The organism is Aquipseudomonas alcaligenes NBRC 14159, from assembly GCF_000467105.1.
Classification (GTDB): Bacteria; Pseudomonadota; Gammaproteobacteria; order Pseudomonadales; family Pseudomonadaceae; genus Aquipseudomonas; species Aquipseudomonas alcaligenes.
Map to the genome: position 1 here is coordinate 69,683 of NZ_BATI01000009.1, position 24,194 is coordinate 93,876.

27 protein-coding genes are annotated in these 24,194 nt (G+C 67.5%); 11 read left to right on the forward strand and 16 right to left on the reverse strand.

The window, feature by feature from the left end:
* The first annotated feature begins 11 nt into the window (after positions 1-11).
* Positions 12-1,157, forward strand: coding sequence for a catalase family protein (locus tag PA6_RS06820; protein ID WP_021700165.1), 1,146 nt, complete (start codon positions 12-14; stop codon positions 1,155-1,157).
* Between the two features lie 33 nt (positions 1,158-1,190).
* Here the strand turns inward: PA6_RS06820 and PA6_RS06825 are convergent, their stop codons facing one another.
* From PA6_RS06825 to aroC, 6 genes are all read right to left on the reverse strand, one after another.
* Positions 1,191-1,574, reverse strand: coding sequence for a hypothetical protein (locus PA6_RS06825; protein WP_021700166.1), 384 nt, complete (start codon positions 1,572-1,574; stop codon positions 1,191-1,193).
* Between the two features lie 16 nt (positions 1,575-1,590).
* Entirely contained in the window at positions 1,591-2,274 is a 684-nt protein-coding gene (gene mtnC, locus PA6_RS06830; protein WP_021700167.1) for an acireductone synthase, read from the reverse strand.
* Between the two features lie 123 nt (positions 2,275-2,397).
* Positions 2,398-2,943, reverse strand: coding sequence for a 1,2-dihydroxy-3-keto-5-methylthiopentene dioxygenase (locus PA6_RS06835; protein ID WP_021700168.1), 546 nt, complete (start codon positions 2,941-2,943; stop codon positions 2,398-2,400).
* 10 nt (positions 2,944-2,953) lie between these two features.
* Complete coding sequence (locus PA6_RS06840; protein WP_021700169.1) at positions 2,954-3,565, reverse strand: methylthioribulose 1-phosphate dehydratase; 612 nt, start codon at positions 3,563-3,565, stop codon at positions 2,954-2,956.
* Complete coding sequence (locus PA6_RS06845; protein ID WP_021700170.1) at positions 3,562-4,716, reverse strand: MFS transporter; 1,155 nt, start codon at positions 4,714-4,716, stop codon at positions 3,562-3,564. Before PA6_RS06845 ends, PA6_RS06840 begins: the two co-directional genes overlap by 4 nt.
* Positions 4,713-5,804 carry a chorismate synthase gene (gene aroC / locus PA6_RS06850; protein ID WP_021700171.1) on the reverse strand — a complete coding sequence of 364 codons (1,092 nt, stop codon included), beginning with the start codon at positions 5,802-5,804 and terminating at the stop codon, positions 4,713-4,715. The genes PA6_RS06845 and aroC overlap by 4 nt, the downstream gene beginning before the upstream one ends.
* Before the next feature lie 169 nt (positions 5,805-5,973).
* Between aroC and PA6_RS06855 the strand changes: the two genes are divergently transcribed.
* On the forward strand, positions 5,974-6,756 hold the full coding sequence (locus PA6_RS06855) for a hypothetical protein (protein ID WP_021700172.1): 783 nt from the start codon (positions 5,974-5,976) through the stop codon (positions 6,754-6,756).
* A 172-nt stretch (positions 6,757-6,928) separates the two neighbouring features.
* On the opposite strand, the gene prmB is transcribed toward PA6_RS06855, so the two are convergent.
* Positions 6,929-7,843 carry a 50S ribosomal protein L3 N(5)-glutamine methyltransferase gene (gene prmB, locus PA6_RS06860; RefSeq protein ID WP_021700173.1) on the reverse strand — a complete coding sequence of 305 codons (915 nt, stop codon included), beginning with the start codon at positions 7,841-7,843 and terminating at the stop codon, positions 6,929-6,931.
* A 110-nt stretch (positions 7,844-7,953) separates the two neighbouring features.
* Here prmB and PA6_RS06865 point away from each other — a divergent pair, with 110 nt between their 5' ends.
* From PA6_RS06865 to PA6_RS06875, 3 genes are read left to right on the forward strand one after another with little or no spacing between them, the layout of a single operon-like run.
* On the forward strand, positions 7,954-8,547 hold the full coding sequence (locus PA6_RS06865; protein ID WP_021700174.1) for a cysteine hydrolase family protein: 594 nt from the start codon (positions 7,954-7,956) through the stop codon (positions 8,545-8,547).
* A gap of 57 nt (positions 8,548-8,604) precedes the next feature.
* Positions 8,605-8,934: a hypothetical protein gene (locus PA6_RS06870; protein WP_021700175.1), complete on the forward strand. Its 330-nt coding sequence runs from the start codon at positions 8,605-8,607 to the stop codon at positions 8,932-8,934.
* A 35-nt stretch (positions 8,935-8,969) separates the two neighbouring features.
* On the forward strand, positions 8,970-9,530 hold the full coding sequence (locus PA6_RS06875) for a Smr/MutS family protein (RefSeq protein WP_021700176.1): 561 nt from the start codon (positions 8,970-8,972) through the stop codon (positions 9,528-9,530).
* Between the two features lie 6 nt (positions 9,531-9,536).
* On the opposite strand, the gene PA6_RS06880 is transcribed toward PA6_RS06875, so the two are convergent.
* Both PA6_RS06880 and PA6_RS06885 read right to left on the reverse strand, forming a co-directional pair.
* A complete protein-coding gene (locus PA6_RS06880) occupies positions 9,537-11,102 on the reverse strand; it encodes an FAD-dependent oxidoreductase (RefSeq protein WP_021700177.1) in 1,566 nt (521 codons plus the stop codon).
* Positions 11,099-11,548 (reverse strand): hypothetical protein, encoded by a 450-nt coding sequence (locus tag PA6_RS06885; protein WP_021700178.1) that lies wholly within the window; start codon positions 11,546-11,548, stop codon positions 11,099-11,101. Before PA6_RS06885 ends, PA6_RS06880 begins: the two co-directional genes overlap by 4 nt.
* A 167-nt stretch (positions 11,549-11,715) precedes the next feature.
* Here PA6_RS06885 and folE point away from each other — a divergent pair, with 167 nt between their 5' ends.
* Positions 11,716-12,264, forward strand: a complete 549-nt coding sequence (gene folE / locus PA6_RS06890) for a GTP cyclohydrolase I FolE (RefSeq protein ID WP_021700179.1) — start codon at positions 11,716-11,718, stop codon at positions 12,262-12,264.
* A 61-nt stretch (positions 12,265-12,325) separates the two neighbouring features.
* Here folE and PA6_RS06895 read toward each other — a convergent pair whose 3' ends face one another.
* Both PA6_RS06895 and PA6_RS06900 read right to left on the reverse strand, forming a co-directional pair.
* The gene (locus tag PA6_RS06895; RefSeq protein ID WP_021700180.1) at positions 12,326-12,928 is read right to left on the reverse strand and encodes a glutathione S-transferase family protein; all 603 of its coding nucleotides are present in this window, start codon (positions 12,926-12,928) and stop codon (positions 12,326-12,328) included.
* Positions 12,929-12,930: 2 nt separating this feature from the next.
* Positions 12,931-14,109, reverse strand: coding sequence for an aminotransferase-like domain-containing protein (locus PA6_RS06900; RefSeq protein ID WP_021700181.1), 1,179 nt, complete (start codon positions 14,107-14,109; stop codon positions 12,931-12,933).
* Positions 14,110-14,191: 82 nt separating this feature from the next.
* Between PA6_RS06900 and PA6_RS06905 the strand changes: the two genes are divergently transcribed.
* Positions 14,192-14,644: a MarR family winged helix-turn-helix transcriptional regulator gene (locus tag PA6_RS06905; protein WP_043216389.1), complete on the forward strand. Its 453-nt coding sequence runs from the start codon at positions 14,192-14,194 to the stop codon at positions 14,642-14,644.
* Here PA6_RS06905 and PA6_RS06910 read toward each other — a convergent pair whose 3' ends face one another.
* Entirely contained in the window at positions 14,645-15,268 is a 624-nt protein-coding gene (locus PA6_RS06910) for a hypothetical protein (RefSeq protein WP_021700183.1), read from the reverse strand.
* A 138-nt stretch (positions 15,269-15,406) separates the two neighbouring features.
* Here PA6_RS06910 and PA6_RS23925 point away from each other — a divergent pair, with 138 nt between their 5' ends.
* Together PA6_RS23925 and PA6_RS23930 are read left to right on the forward strand one after the other, a co-directional pair.
* Entirely contained in the window at positions 15,407-16,021 is a 615-nt protein-coding gene (locus tag PA6_RS23925; RefSeq protein WP_021700184.1) for a LysE family translocator, read from the forward strand.
* Positions 16,021-17,217 (forward strand): benzoate/H(+) symporter BenE family transporter, encoded by a 1,197-nt coding sequence (locus tag PA6_RS23930; protein ID WP_021700185.1) that lies wholly within the window; start codon positions 16,021-16,023, stop codon positions 17,215-17,217. Before PA6_RS23925 ends, PA6_RS23930 begins: the two co-directional genes overlap by 1 nt.
* Before the next feature lie 178 nt (positions 17,218-17,395).
* Here PA6_RS23930 and PA6_RS06925 read toward each other — a convergent pair whose 3' ends face one another.
* Positions 17,396-18,292 carry a bile acid:sodium symporter family protein gene (locus tag PA6_RS06925; RefSeq protein WP_021700186.1) on the reverse strand — a complete coding sequence of 299 codons (897 nt, stop codon included), beginning with the start codon at positions 18,290-18,292 and terminating at the stop codon, positions 17,396-17,398.
* Positions 18,293-18,512: 220 nt separating this feature from the next.
* Between PA6_RS06925 and PA6_RS06930 the strand changes: the two genes are divergently transcribed.
* A complete protein-coding gene (locus PA6_RS06930; RefSeq protein ID WP_021700187.1) occupies positions 18,513-21,224 on the forward strand; it encodes a cation-transporting P-type ATPase in 2,712 nt (903 codons plus the stop codon).
* Positions 21,225-21,267: 43 nt separating this feature from the next.
* Here the strand turns inward: PA6_RS06930 and PA6_RS06935 are convergent, their stop codons facing one another.
* The 3 genes from PA6_RS06935 to PA6_RS06945 form a co-directional block, all read right to left on the reverse strand.
* Positions 21,268-22,029, reverse strand: coding sequence for an SDR family oxidoreductase (locus tag PA6_RS06935; protein WP_021700188.1), 762 nt, complete (start codon positions 22,027-22,029; stop codon positions 21,268-21,270).
* Positions 22,030-22,174: 145 nt separating this feature from the next.
* Positions 22,175-22,864, reverse strand: coding sequence for an orotidine-5'-phosphate decarboxylase (gene pyrF / locus PA6_RS06940; protein WP_021700189.1), 690 nt, complete (start codon positions 22,862-22,864; stop codon positions 22,175-22,177).
* Positions 22,865-22,922: 58 nt separating this feature from the next.
* On the reverse strand, positions 22,923-23,666 hold the full coding sequence (locus PA6_RS06945; protein ID WP_043216390.1) for a ZIP family metal transporter: 744 nt from the start codon (positions 23,664-23,666) through the stop codon (positions 22,923-22,925).
* 60 nt (positions 23,667-23,726) lie between these two features.
* Here PA6_RS06945 and PA6_RS06950 point away from each other — a divergent pair, with 60 nt between their 5' ends.
* Positions 23,727-24,167: a thioesterase family protein gene (locus tag PA6_RS06950; RefSeq protein ID WP_021700191.1), complete on the forward strand. Its 441-nt coding sequence runs from the start codon at positions 23,727-23,729 to the stop codon at positions 24,165-24,167.
* The last annotated feature ends 27 nt before the right edge of the window (positions 24,168-24,194 follow it).

A 24,194-nucleotide genomic window follows, 5' to 3' on the forward strand; every position in this document is an offset into this window, starting at 1 on the left:
GAACAGCTGCCATGCTCAAACGTTTCTGGCTCTGGCTCGGCCGCCTGCTCGGCAAGCTGCTGCTCGTACTTCTGATCGTCGGCGGCCTCGGCTGGGCCGGCGGCAGCGCCTACTACGCCTGGAAATTCTCCGGCCCGGTGTCCACCGAGGAAGAAATACCGGCCGACGAGGCGGCGCTGACCCAGGGCATCATCGAGGACGCCATTCGCATCGTCGAACAGCACCGCGACAACACTCGCGTACTGCGCGATGCCCACGCTAAGGCCCATGGCTGCGTGAAGGCGCAGGTGACCGTGCTGCAGAACCTGGTGCCGGAACTGCGCCATGGCGTACTGGCCGAGCCGGGCAAGACCTGGCAGGCCTGGATGCGTCTGTCCAACGGCAACGCCTACCCGCAGTTCGACAGCGCCCGCGACGCCCGCGGCATGGCCATCAAGCTGCTCGACGTGCCCGGCGACAAGTTGCTGAACAGCAAGGCCACGGCCGCCAACCAGGATTTCGTGATGTTCAACCACCCGGTGTTCTTCGTCCGCGATGTCGCCGAGTACAAGCAGAACTTCGCAGCCCAGGCTTCCGGCCAGAAGATTCAGGCCTTCTTCCCCAGCTGGGACCCGCGCAGCTGGGAAATCCGCCACCTGATCATCGCCCTGAAGACCCTGGCCCCCGCACCGGACAGCCCGGTCAGCGCGACCTATAACTCCATTGCCCCGTTCAAGCTCGGCCCGCACAACATCAAGTACCGGGTGGTGCCGGACCCACAGAGCTGCCCGCCCTACGAACTGCCGGAACAGAACACCGCGCTGCCCAACTTCCTGCGCAACGCCCTGTACCAGCAGCTGTCGCTGGACCGGGTGCCGGCCTGCTTCGCCCTGCAGGTACAGCGGCAGAACGCCGATTACTACATGCCCATCGAGGACACCAGCGTGCAGTGGAGCGAGGACATCTCGCCGTTCGAGACGGTGGCGACCGTGCGCGTGGAGCCGCAGGACTTCGACTCCCGCGAGCAGAACCTGGCCTGCGACAACCTCTCCTTCAACCCCTGGCACGCGTTGCCCGAGCATCGCCCGATCGGCGGCATCAACCGCCTGCGCAAGGCGGTGTACGAGGCCGTCAGTGTCTACCGCCACCAGCGCAACGCCGCGCCGCAGGCGCACTGAAACGCCAAGGCCGCCTCAGGGCGGCCTTGTTGTTTAGCCGCGACAGTGCAGGATCTGTTCGCGCCAGCGCCACTCGCAGGCAGCCAGCCCACCGACAAACAGCGCTTCGCCGACCAGGTGGATCTGCGCGAACAGCGACGCAACCCCGGCAAACTGCACCGCCATGACCACGCAGGCACCCGCCCACAGGGCATTGCCGGCAACCAGCCCGTACAGCAGCAGGCGCGGGCGCTTGCCGCGTAGCGCCAGGGTGAAGGAATAGCTGGCGTAGAGCAGGTTCGTCACGCCGATGAACAGCAGCAGTCCGCGTGGCAGGCGATAGACCTCGCTCAGCCAGGGACCGAGCAACAGCACGAGCACAGCCGCCGTGGCCGCTGCGGCACAATCGACCCAGAGCAGATGACGAGCTGCGCGCATGGCAGAGCCCCCGCGGCTACAGGCGATCCAGATCGATCACCGCGAAGCTGGCCACCGTGTCATGCCCGGCCAGGCGACCACCCTCGCGGGCCAGGCCGATGGTCTGCAGGCCGGCCTGCTGGGCGGCGTCCAGCTCCTGGACGATGTCGGAGAGGAACAGGATTTCCTCGCCCGGCAGGCCGATGGCCGCGGCGATGGTGCGGTACGACTCGATCTCGCGCTTGGGGCCGCTGGTGGTGTCGAAATAGCCGCTGAACAGCCCGCTCAGGTCGCCGGCCTCGGAGCAGCCGAAAATCAGCTTCTGCGCCTGCACCGAACCGGAGGAATAGACATACAGCGCATAGCCGGCCTGGTGCCAGCGCTTGAGCGCTTCCACCGCGTCCGGGTAGACATGGCCCTTGAGCTGGCCGCTGGCGTAGCCCTGCTGCCAGACCATGCCCTGCAGCGCCTTGAGCGGCGTAGCCTTGCGGTCCTCGGCAAGCCACTGCAGGAGAATCTCGATGACCCGGATCAGGTCCGCCCCGCCCTCGCCGCTCTCGGCCCGCACGGCGTCCAGTTGCGCGGCCACGGCGGGCTCCTCGGCATGATCAAGGATGAACTGCGGCAGGTGCCGGGCGGCATAGGGGAACAGTACGTCGAAAACGAAGCTCACCGCACTGGTGGTGCCTTCGATATCGGTGAGGATGGCTTTGATGGGCATGGAGACTCCAGGGATGTGGGCGGCGCCCCCTCTCCCATTCATGGTAGAGGGCCGGGGAGAGGGTGAGGAAAATAGCCCTCTCCCCCAACCCCTCTCCCGCAAGCGGGAGAGGGGTGAAGAGCTTCAGTCTTCCAGGCGCGGGAAACGACTGGCGATATCGTCGCCGGTGAAGTTGGCCACCCAGCCTTCCGGGTTGTTGAACAGGCGGATGGCGACGAAGTGCGGGAACTCGCCCATGTCGAACCAGTGGCGGGTGCCGGCCGGCACCGAGATCAGGTCGTTCTTCTCGCACAGCACGGCGTACACATAGTCGTCGATGTGCAGGCTGAACAGACCGCGGCCGGCGACGAAGAAACGTACCTCGTCCTCGCCATGACGATGTTCGTCGAGGAACTTGGCGCGCAGCTCGTCCTTCTGCGGGTGATCCTTGTTCAGGCTGACCACATCGACGGTGACATAGCCCTGCTCGGCCATCAGCTTGTCGATCTGCGGGCGGTAGGCGGCGATCACCTCGTCCTGCGCAGCGCCCAGCTGGATCGGCGCACTGGCCTGCCAGCGCTCGAAGCGCACGCCGACCTCGGCCAGGGTGGCGGCGATGTCCTCGAGGTGGGTCAGCACCTTGTTCGGCACGTCCGGGTTGGACTGGTGGTAGACGGTCAGGCTGCTCATGACATCTCCTCTAGCGCTGCAGGGCGCGTACTTTCAGTTCGCACTCGAACAGGAATTCGAAGGCCTCGACCTGGCGCAGGCAGTCGGCCATGGTCGCGCCCCAGGTGTACAGGCCGTGGCCGCGGATCAGGTAGCCGACGCAATCGGGGTGCTCGTCCAGCCAGGGCTGCACCTTGGCCGCCAGGCGGGCGATGTCCTGGTCGTTGTCGAAGATCGGCACCAGCACCTGGCATTCGTGGCTGGAAACGCCGGCGAAGGCCTTCTGCAGCTCGTAGTCGGCGAACACCAGCGAGTCCGCCAGGGTCAGGCGCGACAGCACGGTGGCGTTCACCGAGTGGGTGTGCAGCACGGCGCCGATCGCCGGCTGCCAGCGGTACAGCTGGGTGTGCAGCAGGGTCTCGGCCGAGGGCTTCTTGCCCGGCTCCAGGCTGTTGCCGTCGAGGTCGGTGGCCAGCACGTCGGCCTCGCCCAGCTGGCCCTTGTGCTTGCCGGAGGCGGTCAGCAGCGCCTGGTCGGCGCTCAGGCGTGCGGAATAGTTGCTGCTGGTGGCCGGCGACCAGCCGCGGCCATACAGGAATTGCCCGGCCTCGATGATCTGCCGGGTCAGTTGTTCACGGTTCATGCCCGCTCCTCGTGCAAACGCAGTGCAATGATAATGGCCGCCGCCAGGGCGACCAAGCTGGCGATGGCGAAGGTCCAGGCCGCGCCCAGACTCTCCCAGCTGTAGCCGGCGTACAGCGCACCGAGGGCGCCACCGGTGCCGGCCAGTGCCGCGTACAGCGCCTGGCCCTGGCCCTGCTGGTTGGGCCCGAAGCTGCGCTGGACGAAATGGATGGCGGCGGCATGGAAGCTGCCGAAAGTGGCGGCATGCAGCAGCTGGGCGAACAGCAGCACACCCAGGTGGTCGGCCAGGTTGCCCAGCAGCAGCCAGCGCAGCGCTGCCAGCAGGAAGCTGGCCACCAGTACCCCGCGAATGGAATAGCGCTCCAGCACCCGCGCCATAAACAGGAACAGCACGATCTCCGCCACCACGCCCAGCGCCCACATCTGGCCGATGAAGCCACGCTCGTAGCCGAGCCGCTCCAGGTGCAGGGTCAGGAAGGTGTAGTAAGGGCCGTGCGACAGCTGCATCAGCGCCACGCAGAGGAAGAACGCCGGCACGCCCGGGCGCAGCAGCTGGGCGAGGAAGCCGCCCTCGCCGCCCTGCCCGGCCCGCGCCTGCGGCACCGCGTTGGGCACCCACAGGCTGCCGAGCAGGATGCCGGCGAGAATCAGCACCACCATCGCCGGGAACAGCCCGGGGCTGAAGCGCTCGAACAGCTCGCCGAGGCCGATCACCGCGACGATGGAGCCGATCGAACCCCACAGGCGGACCTGCGAATAGCGCGCGCTCTGCTCGCGCAGGTGGGCCAGGGTGATCACCTCGAACTGCGGCAGCACGGCGTGCCAGAAGAACGCATGCAGCGCCATCACCAGGGCCAGCCAGGCGTAGCTCTGGTCGACGAAGATCAGGGCGAAGCTGAGCAGCGTGCACAGCGCGCCGAAACGCACGATGCGCAGGCGCTGGCCGCTGCGATCGCCCAGCCAGCCCCACAGGTTGGGCGCCAGGCAGCGCATCAGCATGGGAATGGCCACCAGCTCGCCGATGCGCGCCGGGGCGAAGCCCAGGTGCTGGAAGTACAGCGGCAGGAAGGGCGCGGTGGCGCCCAGCATGGCGAAGTAGAAGAAGTAGAACGCGGACAGCCGCCAGTACGGCAGCGGCTGGGCGGTCACAGCTGGCCGAGCACCGGGGTGTTGACCCGCACGTCGGCGTTCTGCGCACGGTGACGCAGCAGGTGGTCGAGCAGCACGATGGCCATCATCGCCTCGGCGATGGGCGTGGCGCGGATGCCGACGCAGGGGTCGTGGCGGCCCTTGGTGATCACGTCCACTGGGTTGCCGTCGACGTCGATCGAGCGGCCCGGGGTGGTGATGCTGGAGGTCGGCTTGAGCGCCAGGTGGGCGACGATCGGCTGGCCGCTGGAGATGCCGCCGAGGATGCCGCCGGCGTTGTTCGACAGGAAGCCCTCGGGGGTCAGCTCGTCGCGGTGTTCGGTGCCCCGCTGGGCCACGCAGGCGAAGCCGGCGCCGATTTCCACGCCCTTGACCGCGTTGATGCTCATCAGCGCATGGGCCAGGTCCGCGTCTAGGCGGTCGAAGATCGGCTCGCCCAGGCCCGGCATCACGCCCTCGGCGACCACGGTGATCTTGGCGCCCACCGAGTCCTGGTCACGGCGCAGCTGGTCCATGTAGGCCTCCAGCTCCGGCACCTTGTCCGGGTCGGGGCTGAAGAAGGCGTTCTGCTCGACGCTGTCCCAGGTCTTGAACGGGATCTCGATTGGGCCGAGCTGGCTCATGAAGCCGCGCACCTGGATGCCCAGGCCGGCCAGTACCTTCTTGGCGATAGCGCCGGCGGCCACGCGCATGGCGGTTTCGCGCGCCGAGCTGCGGCCACCGCCGCGGTAGTCGCGGATGCCGTACTTGTGGTGGTAGGTGTAGTCGGCGTGGGCCGGGCGGAACAGGTCCTTGATCGCCGAGTAGTCCTTGGACTTCTGGTCGGTATTGCGGATCAGCAGGCCGATGGAGCAGCCGGTGGTCTTGCCCTCGAACACCCCGGAGAGGATTTCGACGACGTCGTCTTCCTGGCGCTGGGTGGTGTGGCGGCTGGTGCCCGGCTTGCGGCGGTCGAGGTCGCGCTGCATGTCTTCCAGGGACAGCTCGATGCCCGGCGGGCAACCGTCGACGATGGCGACCAGGGCCGGGCCGTGGCTTTCGCCAGCGGTGGTGACGGTGAACAGCTTGCCGTAGGTGTTGCCGGACATGCAGGGCGCTCCGCGAAATCTGCCTCGAACAAAGGTCGGCGAGTATACCGCCGGCGCCCGGCCAGTTCACCTGCGAAACGGGCACGATAGCGGCAAATGGCAGTTGGCCAGCCTGCAGTGGCGGCGAAACTTGCCGATAATGCCTGTACGCATGCCCAAGGACGCCGCGATGAGCGATACCGACGCCCAACACCCCGAAGAACAGACCGAGCAGGCTCCGCCGCCCCATCCCTGGGAAAGCCTGGAGGCGGAGCACTTCCAGCTGCTGCGCCTGGCGCCCCTGCCTGCCGACCGCGCTACCGGGCTGCGCCCGCTGCGCTTCGTGCGCTTTGGCCGCGCCGAGCGCCACAGCAACGAGCAGAGCCTGCTGCGTCTGTCCGTGGACGTGCCTGGCCAGCGCCTGCGCCCCGAGCAGAACCGGCTGGAGGTGTGGGCCGACCACCGCAACCGCGAGGTCCGCTTCGGTGCCGACAAGGGGCTTGCCATCGAGCCGGCCAACCGCGGCCTCGGCCGCTTCCTGCTGGCCCAGGGTATCGCCTGGGCACGCCAGCGCTGGGGCAGCTATACGGTCGAGGGCGGTGCGCTGGCGGTGAAGGACGTGCTCAGCGAGGACGCCCGCCTGCGCCGCGATCACTTCCTGCGCATCCAGGGCTTCGAGGTGACTTATCAGGACCTGGCCCAGGTCAAGGCCGGCTACAGCGCCAGCCGGGTCAGCGTGCTCAACCCGGAATGGAACAGGGAAAAGGTGCAGATGATCGACCTGCTCGACTGCGGCGCGATGCTGCAACAGGCCGACCAGAACCTGCACGAGCAACAGGTGAAGATCGGCAAACTGGAACATCGCGTCGAGGCACTGAAGCGCGAGGACAGCGGCCTGCGCTTCACCATCGCCTGCCTGGTGGCGCTGACCCTGTTCCAGGCCGGCCTGCTGATCTGGATCGCTACGCGCTAGATCAGTTGAGCCGCCGCAGGATGGAAAACGACCTCAGTTTTTTTCCACCACCCTTTCCCATACGCACTCAGGTGGAAAACGCTGCTGCGGTTTTCCACCCTACCCTCGGTCCGTAGCCGGAGCAGGCAGCTCGGTCCCGGATTACATCCGGGCTACCAGAGCCGGCCCGAACTCAGCCCTTGGCGCGCGAACGGAACAGCTTCTGGTACTCGCGGCATTGCGCCGCCGCCAGCAGGAATACGCCGTGGCCGCCCTGCTCGAACTCCAGCCAGGTGAAGTCCACTTCCGGGTACAGCGCCTCGACATGCACCTGGCTGTTGCCCACCTCGACGATCAGCACGCCCTTCTCGGTCAGGTGGTCGGCAGCTTCGGCCAGCATACGCCGCACCAGGTTGAGGCCGTCGTCACCGCAAGCCAGGCCCAGCTCCGGCTCGTGGTGGTACTCGGCCGGCATGTCGGCGAAATCCTCGGCATCCACGTAGGGCGGATTGGACACGATCAGGTCGAAGCGCTGCCCCGGCAGGCCATCGAAGCCGTCACCCTGCACGGTGTAGACGCGCTCTTCCAGGCCATGGCGCTCGATGTTCTGGTTGGCCACCTCGAGCGCCTCGAAGGACAGGTCGCCCAGCACCACCTCGGCCTCGGGGAAGGCATAGGCGCAGGCGATGCCGATGCAGCCGGAGCCGGTGCAGAGGTCGAGGATGCGCGCCGGCAGCGCCGGCAGCCAGGGCTCGAATTGCTGGCCGATCAGCTCGGCAATCGGCGAACGCGGCACCAGCACGCGCTCGTCGACCACGAACGGCAGGCCGCAGAACCAGGCCTCGCCGAGCAGGTAGGCGGTGGGCACGCGCTCCTCGACGCGACGCCGGATCAGCTCCAGCAGGTGCTGCTGCTCGTCTTCCTCCAGGCGGCAATCCAGGTAGCCGTCGGCGATCTCGAACGGCAGGTGCAATGCGCCCAGCACCAGCTGGCGGGCATCGTCCCAGGCGTTGTCGGTGCCATGACCGAAGAACAGGCCGGCCTCGTGAAAACGGCTGACGGCCCAGCGGATGTGGTCGCGCACGGTGCGCAGGCGGGATGGAGACACGGCTATCACCTCAGGAAAGGGTGCGCGATTCTAGCCGGAACCGCGGCAAAGGTTCACAGATCGCGCCGGGAAGCACAGAATAGACACATCGCCGTCACAGGAGCCCAACCATGTCCGAACCGAAAACCCTGTTCCAGCTGCTCGGACGCGGTTATGCACCGGCCACCCTCGGCAAGGCCACCCTGCTGGTCATCGACGCCCAGGAAGAGTACCGCAGCGGTGCCCTGCAGCTGCCGGACGTGGAAGCCGCGATCAGCGAGATCGCCACCCTGCTCAATGCCGCACGCAACCTCGGTGCCCCGGTGCTGCACGTGCGCCACCTGGGCATCCCCGGTGGCCTGCTCGACCCGCAAGGCCCGCGCGGACGCTTCATCGAAGGCCTGGCGCCGCTCGGCGACGAGCCGGTGGTGGAGAAGCGCCTGCCCAATGCCTTCGCCGGCACCGATCTGCATGAGCGTCTGCAGCAGCTCGGCCATCTGGACCTGATCATCTGCGGTTTCATGACCCACTCCAGCGTCAGCACCACGGTGCGCGCGGCCAAGGACTATGGTTACCGCTGCACCCTGGTGGATGCCGCCTGCGCTACCCGCGACCTGCCCTACCAGCACGAGCTGATCCCGGCCCGCGACCTGCACCGTATGACCCTGGCGGCCCTGGCCGACAACTACGCGATGGTCGTACCACAGGCCCGCGCCCTGCTCTGACCGGAACCCCGGCGGCAGTCGCCGGTCATAGCGCCGATAACCCAAGAGGAAATCGGAATGAAGCTGTCCGACGACGGATTCGATGCACGCCGCCTGCGCCCACGCGGCCCTGGCTGCTGGCGCTGGCGTTTTCTCGGCGCTCTCGCCGCGCTGTTTGCCGCCTTTGGCGTGTTGCTGATCATGGCCGGCGCGGCCACCCTGCTCGGCCGCCCGCCGGCACTCGGCCCACTGAACGACAGTGTCGGCGCCGCCATCACCCTGCTGCTGTTCGGCCTGTTCCTGCTGTGGGGCGGGATCAACGTCTGGCGCCGATGCCGCCGGCGCATGCGCAGGCAGCATGGCAACGAGCTGAGCCTGTCGCCACAGCTGCTGAAAAAGCGCGACTGAAGCCGGTAAACTGGCCTCTTCCGTGGAGGCTATTCATGCAAGACGACGATTTTTCCCTGTTCCAGTCCGCCGTGCGCGGGGTCAGGCCGATCAGCCATGACCGCGCCGACACCGGCAAGCCGAAGACCGATCGCCAGCGTCTGAACATCCTGCGCCAGGCGGCGACGGTGAGGACCGACGCGATCAAGGTGGACGGCTTGTCCGATCAGTTCGTCATCGACGTCGGCGCCGAGGATGAACTCTACTGGGCCCGCGACGGCGTGCAGGACGGCCAGATGCGCAAGCTCAAGGCCGGCCAGGTGGCCTTCGAGGGCAGCCTGGACCTGCACGGCATGACCGTGGAGAAGGCCCGTGAGACGCTCTGGGCATTCTTCGCCGAGGCCGCGCGCATGGAAGTACGTTGCGTGCGCGTGACCCACGGCAAGGCCGCGCGCACGGACGGCAAGCGGCCGATGATCAAGAGCCACGTCAACACCTGGCTGCGCCAGCATCCACAGGTACTGGGCTTCACCTCCTGCCTCGCCAAGCACGGCGGCACCGGTGCGGTCTACGTGCTGCTCAAGCGCACCATGATGGAAGGCCGCGACGAGGACTGAGCCGCGTCAGTCCGCCTGCCGCACCGGCCACAGGCTGATCGCCCGCTCGGCCAGGGCGGCGATGGTCAGGCTCGGGTTGACGCCGACGTTGGCCGGGATGCTGCTGCCGTCGATCACATACAGGCCCGGGTGACCGAAGACCTGGTGCCGCGCATCCACCACACCCTCCGCAGGCGAACCGGCGATCACCGCGCCGCCCAGCAGATGCGCCGTCACTGCGCGATTGCCCAGGCTTTCCGGCAGGACATTCAGTGCCTCCCCGCCACTGGCCTCGGCAAAGGCACGCGCCGCCCGGTTGGCCTGTGGCAGGTAGGTGGGCGAGGCGGCGCCGACCGACAGGCGTGACTCCAGAGCAAAAGCCCCCAGACGCCACGCGCGGCGTCGGTAGCCGAAGGCCAGCTGGTTGTCTGCCTGCTGCATCACCGTCAGCACCGAGATACGCCGGTACCAGTCGGCCGTGAACCAGTGCCCGAGCCAGTGCCAGGGACGCCGCAGCAGCTCGCCCACGACCTTGGCCGCGCGCTGCAGTGGTCGTGTGTCGTCCACCAGCGGCCCCATGTACAGACGCATGAAGTTGTAGCTGCGCGGAAAACGGTTCTGCGTGATGTGGGTCTGCGCATCCGCGTGGAAGTGGCTGGAGATGGTGGTGCCCTGGCTGATGTCCACGCCTGGCTGGCCACGGATCGCCACGATCGCCTCGCTGTTGGTGCGCACATGCTCACCCAGCGCCGCCGGCAGGTGCGGCAAGGTACGGTAGCGGTCGCGGCTGGCGAACAGAATCTCCAGGCTGCCGAGCACGCCGGCGGCGAGGATCACCTGCGGCGCGTCGAGGCTGCGCAGCGCGTGCGTGCGGCCGCGCAGATGCAGTCGATAGCCCGCGCCCTGGCGGCTGATATGGCTGACCCGAGTCTCGCTGAACACCTGCACGCCAAGCTGCCGGGCCAGGTACAGGTAGTTGAGATCCAGGCTGTTCTTCGCCCCCTGAGGGCAGCCGCTGATGCAGCTGCCACAGCGGTTGCAGCCGCTGCGAGCCGGCCCGCGACCGGCGAAATATGGATCGGGCAGCGCTTGCGGCGGGCCGAAATAGATGCCCTGCGGCACGGGCGCGTAACTCTGCGCCGCGCCGAGTGCCGTGGCCGTGCGTTGCAGCCAGTGGTCCTGCTGCCCCTGGTAGGGATTGTCGGCCACGCCGAGCATCTGCCGGGAGCGCTGATAGTGCGCTGCCAGGCTGGCCTGCCAGTCGTCCAGCGCCGCCCAGGCCGGGTCGCGGTAGAACGCCGCCTGCGGCTCCAGCAACACGGCGGCATAGACCAGGCTGCCACCACCGACGCCGACACCGTGGACCACCCCGACATTGCGATAGACCTTCTGCGCCAGCGGCCCGCGCAACCCCAGCGCGGGCGCCCACAGCAGGTGCCGCATCGATTGCCCGGCACGCCGCAGATCGGCCGCGCTGTGCTCACGCCCCTGTTCCAGCACGGCCACCCGGTAGCCTTTCTCGGCCAGGCGCAGGGCGCTGACGCTGCCACCGAAACCGGAGCCGATGATCAGCACATCGAAGTCGCCGCTCACGCCTCGCGCACCAGCAGAAAAGGAAAGCCCAGCCGACGCAGGCCCGGCAGATCGACGAAGGTCAGGCACAGGCAGTGCTGCGGGTCGAGCTGGCGCAGCTCATCACGCACCCAGCGCCAGGGCCTGCGCGTTGCCTGGCCGTAATCCAGGGCCACGCAGGGTTGCCCGTCGAGCCAGGAGGGCTGGGCGCTGTAGCGCATCGGCAGCAGCTCCAGCAGCTGCCCGCCACGGCGGCGCAGGTTGACCGCCGCCTGCGCATCGACGAAACGCTTGCCGTACCAGCCCGGCATGCCGCTCAGCGCGATGCTCGGCCCGGCGCTGCCGCGCAGCCACCAGGGGCCGATGAACTCGGCGCGCCAGCACCCGATCAGCTGCTCGGCCGCCGGCAGCTGGCGATAGCGGGCCAGCAGCTGGCTCAGGGAAAGCGAATGGAGAGTCTGCATCATGCGGCCGCCCGATTATTAGAGTTATTGCCCTAGACTAATCGCCAGCCGCCTGTCCGGCAGCCCGCAAATCTGCCAAGTCCACGGGATTTAACGCCAAGGCGCTGCACACTTGCCAGCGCGCCGCGCGCCGCCTACCCTGCCGGGCTGCAATTTCGATTGGAATTCCCATGTCCCTGGAACAGCAATACACCGCCATTCTCGGTCAACTCGGCGAAGACGTTTCCCGCGAAGGCCTGCTCGATACCCCCAAGCGTGCTGCCAAAGCCATGCAGTACCTGTGCAAGGGCTACCAGCAGACGCTCGAGGAAGTCACCAACGGCGCCCTGTTCAGCTCCGACAACAGCGAGATGGTGCTGGTGAAGAACATCGAGCTGTACTCGCTGTGCGAGCATCACCTGCTGCCGTTCATCGGCAAGGCCCACGTGGCCTACATTCCCAGCGGCAAGGTACTGGGGCTGTCCAAGGTGGCGCGCATCGTCGACATGTACGCCCGCCGCTTGCAGATCCAGGAGAACCTCAGCCGGCAGATCGCCGAGGCCGTCCAGCAGGTCACCGGCGCCCTGGGCGTCGCCGTGGTGATCGAGGCCCAGCACATGTGCATGATGATGCGCGGCGTGGAGAAACAGAATTCCTCCATGGTCACCTCGGTGATGCTCGGCGAGTTCCGCGAAAACGCCGCCACCCGCAGCGAGTTCCTCAGCCTGATCCGCGACTGATACGCTGCGGGCATGAAAAAGCCGGCTTAACGCCGGCTTTTTCATGCCCCTCAGTTCAACCTCAACCGAACATGGTCACGTGCCGCGGGTGGCTGGCGATGCGCTCGAGCCAGGCGTTGATCGCCGGGTAACCGCTCAGGTCGAAACCGCCTTCGTGCGCGACGTGGGTGTAGGCGTACAGGGCAATATCGGCCAGGGTGTACTGCTCGCCCACCAGGTAGGGCGTGCGCTGCAGCTGCTGCTCCATCACCCGGAACGCCTTGTGCCCACGCACATGGCACACCTCATACTCCTCGCGCCGCGCCTCGGGCATGCCCTGGTACAGCTGGATGAAGCGCGCCACCGCGACATAGGGCTCGTGGCTGTACTGCTCGAAGAACTGCCACTGCAGCATCTGGGTGCGCAGGCGCGGCTCGTTGGGGATGAACTCGCTGCCATCGGCGAGGAAGTTGAGGATAGCGTTGGACTCCCAGAGGAAGGTGCCATCTTCCAGCTCCAGCACCGGAATCTTGCCGTTGGGGTTCTTGGCCAGGAACTCGGCGGTCTGCGTCTCGCCCTTGAGGATGTCGATCGGCAGCCACTGATACTCGCGACCGAGCAGGTGCAGCATCAGCTTGACCTTGTAGCAGTTGCCGGAACGGTAATCGCCGTAAACCTTGAGCATGGCTACTCACTCCTTTGCGCTTCGACAGCGCCGTATGCTTCGCGGATGACCGCCGCCAGGCGACGCAGCCCCTCGCCGAGCTTCTCCGGCGGTACGTGGCTGAAATTCAACCGCAGGTAGCCGGGGTTGGCGTCCGGGTCGACGAAGAACGGCTCGCCCGGCATGAAGGCAACATTCTGCGCCATAGCCGGCTGCAGCAGGGTGCGGGTATCCAGCTTGTGGTTGAGGGTCAGCCAGAAGAACAGACCGCCCTGCGGCACCTGCCAGCTGGCCAGGTCGGCGAAATGCTCCTGCAGTGCCGCCTGCATGGCGTCGCGGCGCACGCGGTAGAAATCGCGCAGCTCGGCCAGGTGGGCCTGGTACTTGTCGCTGCCCAGCCATTGCAGGGCCTGCCACTGGCCGATGCGGTTGGTGTGCAGGTCGGCCGCCTGTTTCAGCCGCAGCAGGTGCGGGAACAGGTCCGGGCTGGCGATCAGGAAGCCGACGCGCAGGCCCGGCAGCAGGGTCTTGGACACGGTGCCGGTGTAGATCCAGCTGGTGCGCTTGAGGCGGCTGACGATGGGCGTGGCGCTGCCGGCGTCGAACACCAGCTCGCGGTAAGGCTCGTCCTCGATCAGGGTGACGTTGAACTCGTCGAGCAGCGCCGCTACGGCGTCGCGCTTGGCCTCGCTGTAACGCACGGCAGACGGGTTCTGGAAGGTCGGAATCAGGTAGGCGAAGGCCGGCTTGTGTTGCTGCAGACGCTCGCGCAGGGCCTCCAGTTCCGGGCCGTCGGCTTCCTGCGGCACGGTGATGCAGTCGGCGCCGAACAGCTGGAAGGACTGCAGCGCGGCCAGGTAGGTCGGCGCCTCGACCAGGATCTCGGTACCCGGATCGATAAACAGCTTGCTGGCCAGGTCCAGGGTCTGCTGCGAGCCGCAGGTGATCAGCACCTGGCTGGCATCGCAGTTCACTCCCAGCTTGCGCGCCTCCGCGGCCACCGCCTCGCGCAGCGCCGGCTCGCCCTCGCTCATGCCGTACTGGCCGATCGAAGCCGGCATCTCGCTCCAGTCCACTTTCGGCAGCATCGGCTCGGCGGGCAGGCCGCCGGCGAAGGACATCACCTCCGGACGTTGCGCCGCGGCGAGGATTTCGCGGATCAGGGAGCTTTTCAGACGGGCAACGCGTTCGGAGAAGGCCATGGAAGTCACCGGTAGCACAGGCAGGATAAATTGGGTCAAACTGTTTGACCGAAACTACGACGCCGGGAATGGATACGTCAATATGCTTGACCTGAAAAAGCCAAGCTCGCAGCAGGCTGCCATGGAGGCCTTCTTCTTCGGCTACCAGGCGTTCACCGCCAAACCCGACGAGATGCTGGCGCGCCGCGGCCTGTCGCGCGTGCACCACCGCATCCTGTTCTTCATCGCCCGCTACCCAGGCCTGAGCGTCAAGGAACTGCTCGGCTACCTGGGCGTGAGCAAGCAGGCGCTGAACACGCCGTTGCGCCAGCTGCAGGAAATGTCGATGGTCGAGAGCGTGGCCGCCAGCGACGACAAGCGCAAGCGCCAGCTCGGCCTCACCGTCGAGGGCACCCGCCTGGAGCAGGCGCTGCGCCGCGAGCAGGTGCGCCTGCTCGAGCGGGTGTTCAACGAGGCCGGCGAGCCGGCGGTGCAAGCCTGGCTGGCGGTCAACCAGGCCCTGAGCAAGGCCCGCCAGGCTGGCGGCGAGGACTGATCAGGCGGCCTCGCGCCCAGCCAGTTCAGCGGCGCCGCGGAAGAACACCAGCGCCGTGGCGACCATGGCCGCCAGCATCGGCAGCACGGCGACCACCAGCAGGATGATCGAGGCGGCCAGCACCCCTCCGGCCATGTTCAACCAGGCCAGCACGCGCAGCGCCGGATAGGCGTTCTCCACCTTCAGCAACATGATGCCGAGCCACAGCATCGTCAGCCCCAGCAGCGCCAGCAGGCCGAAGTAGGTGAACGAAGGCACGCTGTACTCCGTCAGCGCGCTATCGCCCCAGTACAGCTGGGTCAGCTCCAGGGCGACGCTGAGCAGAATGCTCAGCCACACCGGCCAGTCCAGCCCGCGCGCGGCGAAACGGGCCTGCAGAAAGGCCTTGAGCCGCAGTATCAGGTAGCAGCCGAGCAGCGTCGTGGCGGCGCTCAGCCAGTCTCCCAGGGTCAGCAGATCCTCGACGAAGGCCAGGCCGAGCACCACCAGGTTGGCGAACAGGTAGACCAGATTGAGCCAGCCCAGTATCCGCAGCTGTCCGGCGTTCCAGCCCGGCAGCTGCTGTGGCACCTGGGCGTCGACCAGCGCCACCTGTGGCGCGGCGAAGGGATTGTGCTGATCCATGGCAATGTCCTGATGTGATGGGAACAGTCCATACCGCCACAAGGATCGCGAAAAACTGTACCGACCATTGTCGAGACCGCTGTACCGCGACGCCCGGGCGGGCTGCGCATAGGCTGCCAGCATCCACGGAGAATCGCCATGACCTCGGAACTGCTGCTCGCCTTCATCCTTTTCGCCTTCGTCACCTCGGTGACGCCCGGCCCCAACAACATGATGCTGCTCGCCTCCGGGGTGAACTTCGGCATCCGCCGCAGCCTGCCGCACATGCTCGGCATCAGCCTGGGGTTCATGCTGCTGGTGGCCGCCGTCGGCCTGGGCCTCGGTCAGCTGTTCGAGCAGTTCCCGCCGCTGTACACCGCGCTGCGCTATGGCGGCGCCGCCTACCTGCTGTACCTGGCCTGGAAGATCGCCGCCAGCGGCGCACCGGATGCCGACGGCAAGGCCACCGGCAAGCCCTTCACCTTCCTCCAGGCCGCGGCCTTCCAGTGGGTCAACCCCAAGGCCTGGATCATGGCCATCGGCGCCATCACCACCTACACGCCGCAGGAGGGTTTCCTGGTCAACGTGCTGCTGATCGCCGCCCTGTTCGCCCTGGTCAACTGCCCCAGCGTCGGCCTGTGGACGGTGGCCGGCAGCCTGCTGCGGCGCTGGCTGGATCGTCCGCGTGTGCTGCGCGCCTTCAATATCGGCATGGCCCTGCTGCTGGTGGCCTCGCTCTACCCTATTCTGATCGACGTCAAGGGAAGCCTGTGATGACCCTGGAAGCCATGGACACCTCTCCCCGTCTGCGCCCGCTGGCCGACTCCGCGCCCTCCGCCGTGGTGGCCGGCTTCGTCTCGGCGCTCACCGGCTACACCAGCTCGCTGGTGCTGATGTTCCAGGCCGGCCAGGCCGCCGGGTTGAATGCCGCGCAGATCGCTTCCTGGCTGTGGGCGCTGTCGATCGGCATGGCCATCTGCACCGTGGCGCTGTCCCTGCGCTACCGCACGCCCATCGTGGTCGCCTGGTCGACACCCGGCGCCGCGCTGTTGATCACCAGCATGCCGGGCGTGAGCTACCCGGAGGCAATCGGCGCCTTCGTGGTCTGCGCCCTGCTGCTCAGCCTGCTCGGGCTGTCCGGCGCCTTCGAGCGGGTCATGCGTCACCTGCCCGCCTCGCTGGCGGCGGCGCTGCTGGCTGGCATCCTGTTCCGCATCGGCAGCGAAATCTTCGTCGCCGCGCAGACCAGCACCCTGCTGGTGCTGGCGATGTTCTTCACCTTCCTGTTCGGCAAGCGCCTGGCGCCGCGTTACGCCGTGCTTACCGCGCTGCTGGTGGGCACGGGCGTGGCCGCTGCGCAGGGCCTGCTCGACTTCAGCCAGGTCCGCCTGGAAATGGCGGTACCAGTGTGGACCACGCCGAGCTTCTCGCTGAACGCGGCGATCAGCATCGGCATCCCGCTGTTCGTGGTGGCCATGGCCTCGCAGAACATTCCCGGCCTCGCCGTGCTGCGTGCCGACGGCTACGCCGTGCCGCCCTCACCGCTGATCGCCACCACCGGCATTGCCTCGCTGTTGCTGGCGCCGTTCGGTTCTCACGGCATCAACCTGGCCGCCATCAGCGCCGCCATCTGCACCGGCGCCGAGGCCCACGAAGACAAGCGCAAGCGTTACACCGCCGCGCTGTGGAACGGCGTGTTCTGTGGCCTCGCCGGCATCTTCGCCGCCACCCTGGCCGCGTTGTTCATCGCCCTGCCCAGCGCGCTGATCCTGTCGATCGCCGCCCTGGCCCTGCTCGGCTCGATCGGCAATGGCCTGGCGCAGGCCATGCAGGCACCGGCCGAGCGTGACGCCGCGCTGGTGACCTTCATGATCACCGCCTCGGGCATGACCCTGCTCGGCATCGGCTCGGCCTTCTGGGGTCTGGTCGGCGGCGCCGTGACCCTGCTGATCCTGAACTGGAGGAAGTAGCGTCTGTTGCGGACTGTATCCGGGCCAAGCAAAATCTGAACGGCATGCTCTGGCCGTCCCCTCTCCCCTCGGGGAGAGGACTAGGGAGAGGGGACCAGGCGCCGCACCTTCCTCCCGTAGCAAAGCATCGGAAACGAAAAAGCCCGGGCAAGTCCCGGGCTTTTTTTGCGCGGCATCTTCAGGCCGCCTGAGCCTCCTCGGCCGCCAGCTCCTTGCCGTGGGCGAAGTTGACCCACCAGCCGAAGGCGGCGGCAGTGAAGAACATGATGAAGCTGTAGATGGCCGCCGGCACCGCCATGGTCGGGTTGTTCAGCAGCATCGGGCTGAGCGCCAGGGCAATCGCCAGGGTACCGTTGTGAATGCCGATCTCCATGCCGATGGCGACCGCCTGGCGGCGTGGCAGCTTCATCAGGCGCGGTACGCCATAGCCCACGGCCAGGCTGATCAGATTGAATAGCAGCGCGGCCAGGCCCACCACCGGCGCGTAGTCCACCACCGTCTGCCAGTCCTTGATGAAGGCCAGCACGATGACCAGCACCAGGAAGAGCGCGGAAATGATCTTTACCGGCTTTTCCATGGCATTGGCGAAACCCGGCGCCAGCTTGCGAATGACCATGCCGATGGCCACCGGGCCGAGGACGATGGCGAACACCTGCACCACCTTGGTGAACTGCAGCGGCAGGGCCTGGTCGGCCTCCATGAAATAGGCCAGCGACAGGTTGACGATGAAGGGCATGGTGAGGATGGCCACCACCGAGTTCACCGCGGTCAGGGTCACGTTCAGCGCCACGTCACCGTGCGCCAGGTGGCTGTAGAGGTTGGCCGAGGTGCCGCCGGGCGAGGCCGCCAGCAGCATCAGGCCGACCGCCAGGGCCGGGGCGAGGCCGAAACCCTTGGCGATGAAGAAGCACACCAGCGGCAGCAGGAGCAGCTGGCAGCCCAGGCCGATCAGTACCGGTTTGGGAAACTTCACCACCCGGGCGAAATCCGCCAGGGTCAGCGACAGGCCCAGCCCTAGCATGATGATGCCCAGGGCGATGGGCAGGAACAGGGTATTCAAGGCACTTGCGGTCATTCTTGTTGTTCTCCGGAACTGTCTGGCCAGCGATTCTTGACGAGCCGGCCAAGCCTTGTAACTGGCTTTTCAGGCCAAGGAAACGGGTTGTCGTAACAGAATGCAAAAAAATCGCCAGCGGCCTGGCGCCGTTCATCCCGCTAGCCTTGTCCTGAGTCAACAAAGGGCCGGCGCGGTTTGCCCAGGCTGAGGCGAAGTGAAGACGCGAAGGAACGGCACCATGAGCGATCAGCCCCATCCCTGGCATGCCCTGAGCGGCGCAGAGGCGCAGCAGCGGCTGGCTACGCCGCCTGGCGGCCTCGGCAGTGCCGAGATCGAGCGGCGCCGCCGCCAGCACGGCCCCAACCGCCTGGCGCCACCCCGGCGGCGCGGCCCGCTGCAGCGTCTGTTGCTGCAGTTCCACAACATCCTGCTCTACGTGATGATGGCCGCGGCGCTGGTCACCGCCCTGCTCGGCCACTGGGTCGACACCGGCGTGCTGCTGACCGCCGTGGTGATCAACGCGCTGATCGGCTTCATCCAGGAAGGCAAGGCGGAGAACGCGCTGGATGCCATCCGCGCCATGCTCTCGCCGCGCGCCACGGTGATCCGCGACGGCCGGCGCATGGAAATCGACGCCGCCGAGCTGGTGCCCGGCGACCTGGTGCTGCTGGCCTCCGGCGACCGCGTGCCGGCCGACCTGCGCCTGCTGCAGTGCAAGGAGCTGCGCGTCGAGGAAGCGGCGCTGACCGGTGAATCCCTGCCGGTGGAGAAGGACACCGCGGCAGTCGCCGCCGACGCGCCGCTCGGCGACCGCCACGGCATGGCCTATTCCGGCACCCTGGTGGTCTACGGCCAGGCCACCGGCGTGGTGGTGGCCACCGGCGCCGCCACCGAGCTGGGCCGCATCAACCATCTGCTGGCCGGCGTGCGCGCCCTGGCCACGCCGCTGCTGCGGCAGATCGACCGCTTCGGCCGCACCCTGGCCATCGCCATACTTGGCATCGGCGCCCTCACCTTCATCCTAGGTACGCTGTGGCGCGGCCACGCCCCGGAAGAGATGTTCATGATGGTGGTGGCGCTGGTCGCCTCGGCGATTCCCGAGGGCCTGCCGGCGATCATGACCGTCACCCTGGCCCTCGGCGTGCAGCGCATGGCGCGCCGCCAGGCCATCGTGCGGCGCCTGCCGGCAGTCGAGACGCTGGGTTCGGTGACGGTGATCTGCTCCGACAAGACCGGCACCCTGACCCGCAACGAGATGACCGTGCAGCGCGTGGTCTGCGCCGGCCACGTGTTCGACGTCGGCGGGGTCGGCTATGCCCCGGTCGGCAGCCTCAGCGTCGACGGCCGGCATGTCGAGGTCGGCCACTACCCGGCCCTGGAGCTGGCGATCCGCAGCGGCGTGCTGTGCAACGACGCACGTATGCGCGTCGAGGACGATGTCTGGCATGTCGAGGGCGACCCCACCGAGGGCGCCCTGCTGGTGCTGGGCAACAAGACCGCACTCCAGCATGACAGCTGCGCCGCCGCCTGGCCGCGCCTGGACAGCATCCCCTTCGAGTCGCAGCACCGCTTCATGGCCACCCATCACCGCGACCTGCAGGGCCAGGACTGGCTGCTGGTCAAGGGCGCGCCGGAGCGCATCCTGGACATGTGCGACCGCCAGTTCGGCCACAGCAGCCACGAGCAACCACTCGATCCCGACTACTGGCGGCGCATGGCCACCGACACCGCCGCCCAGGGCCTGCGCCTGCTGGCCCTGGCGTGCAAACGCGCCGCCCCGGCCGGCGCCAGCCTGCACATGGACGACATGCAGGGCGGCTTCACCCTGCTCGCCCTGGTCGGCATCATCGACCCGCCGCGCGAGGAGGCAATTGCCGCCGTGGCCGAGTGCCACCGCGCCGGCATCCGGGTCAAGATGATCACCGGCGACCACGCCGAGACCGCCCGTGCCATCGGTGCCCAGCTGGCCATCGGCGTCGGCAAGCCGGCCATGACCGGGGCCGAGCTGGCGCTGATCGACGATGCCGCGCTGCGCCGCGTGGTGATGGAGGTGGACGTGTTCGCCCGCGCCAGCCCCGAGCACAAGCTGCGCCTGGTGCGCGCCCTGCAGGACGATGGCCAGGTGGTGGCGATGACCGGTGACGGGGTCAACGATGCGCCGGCGCTCAAGCGCGCCGACGTCGGCGTGGCCATGGGCAACAAGGGCACCGAGGCGGCCAAGGAGGCCGCCGACATGGTGCTGGCCGACGACAACTTCGCCAGCATCGCCCATGCCGTGCGCGAGGGCCGCGCCGTCTACGACAACCTGAAGAAGTTCATCCTGTTCATGCTGCCGACCAACGGCGGCGAGGCGCTGGTGGTGATCGCCGCCATCCTGCTGCAGCTGACCCTGCCGCTGACACCGGCCCAGGTGCTGTGGATCAACATGGTCACCTCCGCCACCCTGGGCCTGGCCCTGGCCTTCGAGCCGGCGGAAGGCGACGTGATGGCGCGGCGCCCGCGCTCACCGTCCAGCCGGCTGCTGTCGGGCTTCTTCATCTGGCGCGTGCTGTTCGTCTCGGTGCTGATGATGCTCGGCGCCTTCGGCCTGTTCTACTGGGAGCTGCAGGCCGGCACCAGCGTCGAATGCGCCCGCACCATGGCGGTCAACGCGGTGGTGATGGCGGAAATGTTCTATCTGCTCAACAGCCGCTTCATCCTCGCCCCGGTGGCCAGCCGCGCGGGGCTGTTCGGCAACCCCTACGCCCTGCTGGCCATCGCTGCCTGCGTGCCGCTGCAGCTGGCCTTCACCTACGCCGCGCCGATGCAGGCCATATTCGGCTCCACCGGCCTGGCCGGCGACGACTGGCTGAAGGTGCTGCTGGCCGGCGTTCTGGTGTTCGGCCTGGCCGAACTGGAGAAATGGGCAATCCGCCGCAGCCCCTGGGCACGGCACCTGGCGGAGGACTGAAGGCGTTAGCGGTCAGCCTGCACGACAGGCTGACCGGGGCGGCTCAGATGACGGTCGCACCGCCGTCGACCACCAGCGAATGGCCGGTGGTGAAGCCTGCCGCGTCGCAGCACAGGTAAAGCACGGCGGCGGCGATTTCCTCGACCTTGCCGATACGACCGACCGGGTGCATGGCGGCGACGAACTCGGCCTTCTTCGGGTCGGCTTCGGCGGCACGGCGGAACATGTCGGTGTCGATCACCGCCGGGCACACGGCGTTGACGCGGATTTTCTTCTTCGCGTACTCCACGGCGGCAGACTTGGTCAGGCCGATCACCGCGTGCTTGGAGGCGGCGTAGATGCTCATCTTCGGCGCGGCACCGATGCCGGCGACGGAGGCGGTGTTGACGATGGCACCACCGCCCTGCGCCAGCAGCAGCGGCAGCTGGTGCTTCATGCACAGCCACACGCCCTTGACGTTGACGCCCATGATGGCGTCGAACTCGGCTTCGCTGCCTTCGGCCAGCTTGCCCTTCTCGATCTCGATGCCGGCGTTGTTGAACGCATAGTCGAGGCGACCATAGGCGCCCAGGGTGCGCTCCATGAGCACCTTGACCTCGGCCTCGCGGGTCACGTCGCAACGCACGAAGACTGCCTCGCCACCGGCGTCGCGGATCAGCTGCACGGTGCCTTCACCGCCCGCGACGTCGACGTCGGAAACCACCACCTGCAGGCCCTCGGCGGCGAATGCCAGGGCGGTAGCGCGGCCGATGCCGGCAGCACCGCCAGTGACCAGGGCTACTTTGCCGGAGAAAGTCATGCTCATGTCTGCATCCTCGCAGGAGTTGAAATCGGGCGAAGTCTAGCCAGCGAGGCAGAAGACGAGCAGCACTATCAGGGTGCGATGTGCAGGATCATCCAGAAGAGTGATGAAGGCTACCGGCGCTTCATCACTCTTGTGGATGGAGAGATCAGCCCAGCTCGGCGACGATGTCGGCCAGCGCCTGGGCCGGATCGGCGGCCTGGCTGATCGGGCGACCGATCACCAGATAGTCGGAGCCGGCGGCCAGGGCCTGGGCCGGCGTGAGGATGCGCTTCTGGTCATCGGCACTGCTGCCGGCCGGACGAATGCCCGGAGTGACCAGCTGCAGGGCCGGATGGCTGGCCTTGAGCGCAGGCGCCTCCTGGGCCGAGCAGACCAGCCCGTCCATGCCCGCCTGCGCCGCCAGGCCGGCCAGGCGCAGCACCTGCTCCTGCGGCGCGATGTCCAGGCCGATGCCGGCCAGGTCCTGCTGCTCCATGCTGGTCAGCACGGTCACACCGATCAGCAGCGGCTTGCGGCCGGCCAGCTTGTCCAGCTCCTCACGGCAGGCCGCCATCATGCGCAGGCCGCCGGAGCAGTGCACGTTGACCATCCACACGCCCAGCTCGGCGGCGGCCTTGACCGCCATCGCCGTGGTGTTGGGGATATCGTGGAATTTCAGGTCGAGGAACACCTCGAAACCCTTGGCCTGCAGGGCCTCGACCACCGCCGGGCCGCTGCGGGTGAACAGTTCCTTGCCGACCTTGACCCGGCACAGCTGCGGGTCGAGGCGGTCGGCCAGGGCCAGGGCCGCATCGCGGGAAGGAAAGTCGAGGGCAACGATGATCGGGGTGGACATGGCGGGCTCACTGGCAAGTCAAAAACGCCGCGCATTGTAGCGGAAGCCACGCGCCAGGTCAGATCGCCTTGTCCAGCGCCAGCGCGGTCATGAACCCGGTCAGGGTGATCAGCCCGGTCAGCGCGTGGGTTTCGGCGAACGCCTCGGGAATCATCGCATCGACCAGCATGCACAGCACCGCACCGGCGGAGAACCCCAGGGCCACCGCCAGCCAGTGCGGCGACAGGCCGGCAAACAGTCCCGGCCCGGCCATGGCGGCGATGCCCGAGAGCAGCACGATGCCACCCCACAGGCGGAACACATAACGCCGGCTGCGACCCTCGGCACGCAGACCAGCGGCGCTGGCCAGGCCTTCCGGCAGGTTGGAGAGGAAAATCGCCACCAGCAGCATCAGGCTGACCTGGCCGCCGTCGAGCAGCCCCAGGCCCAGGCCGACGGACTCCGGAATGCCGTCGAGGAAAGCGCCGGCAGCAATCAGCAGGCCGGCCATGTGGGTCTGCCCGCCGGCTTCGCGGCCGCGCTGATGGCGCTCCTGACGCTCCAGCCACTCGTTGGCGGCGACGAAGCACAGGCCACCGGCCAGCAGGCCCCACAGGGTCGGCGCCAGGCCGCCCAGGCGCAGCGCCTCGGGAATCTGCTCGAAGCACAGCGCGGCGATCAGCACCCCGCTGCCATAGGCCATCAGCGCCGCTACCACGCGCTGCGGCAGGCGCAGCAGTACCCCGAGCAGGGCCCCGAGCAACAGGCTGCTGGCCGCGACTATTCCCCACAAGCCGGCCTGCGCCAGCATCCCCCAATCCATGCAACCCCCAACTCGCGATAGCCGGTTAGACTGGCCGCCCCTTACCCCCAGGCAAGTGCGATGGCCCGTCTCCAGCTCGATTTTTCCCAGCAGCAGTTCCGCTACCAGACCCCTATGACGGTGCGCAGTACCGACATCAACGCGGCCAACCACCTGAGCAACGATGCCATGATCTCGATGATCTCGGAGGCCCGTGCGCGCTTTCTGTTCGATCACGGCATTCGCGAAACGGCCGAAAGCGGCCCCGGCATCATAGTCACCGACCTCGCCACCATGTACCGCGCCGAAGCCCATGCCCGCGATCAGCTGCTGTTCGAGGTCGGCGTGATGGACTTCAACCGCTACGGTGGCGACATCATCTTCCGCATCACCCGCCCCGCCGATGCCACGCTGATCGCGCTGGCCAAGTCCGGTTTCGTGTTCTTCGACTACGCCCTGGGCAAGGTCACGGCCATGCCGGTCGAGTTCCAGGCCAAATTCCCCGAGGTGAACTGGCTGTAGTTGGCGAACGCTCGGTGAACGCTCTAG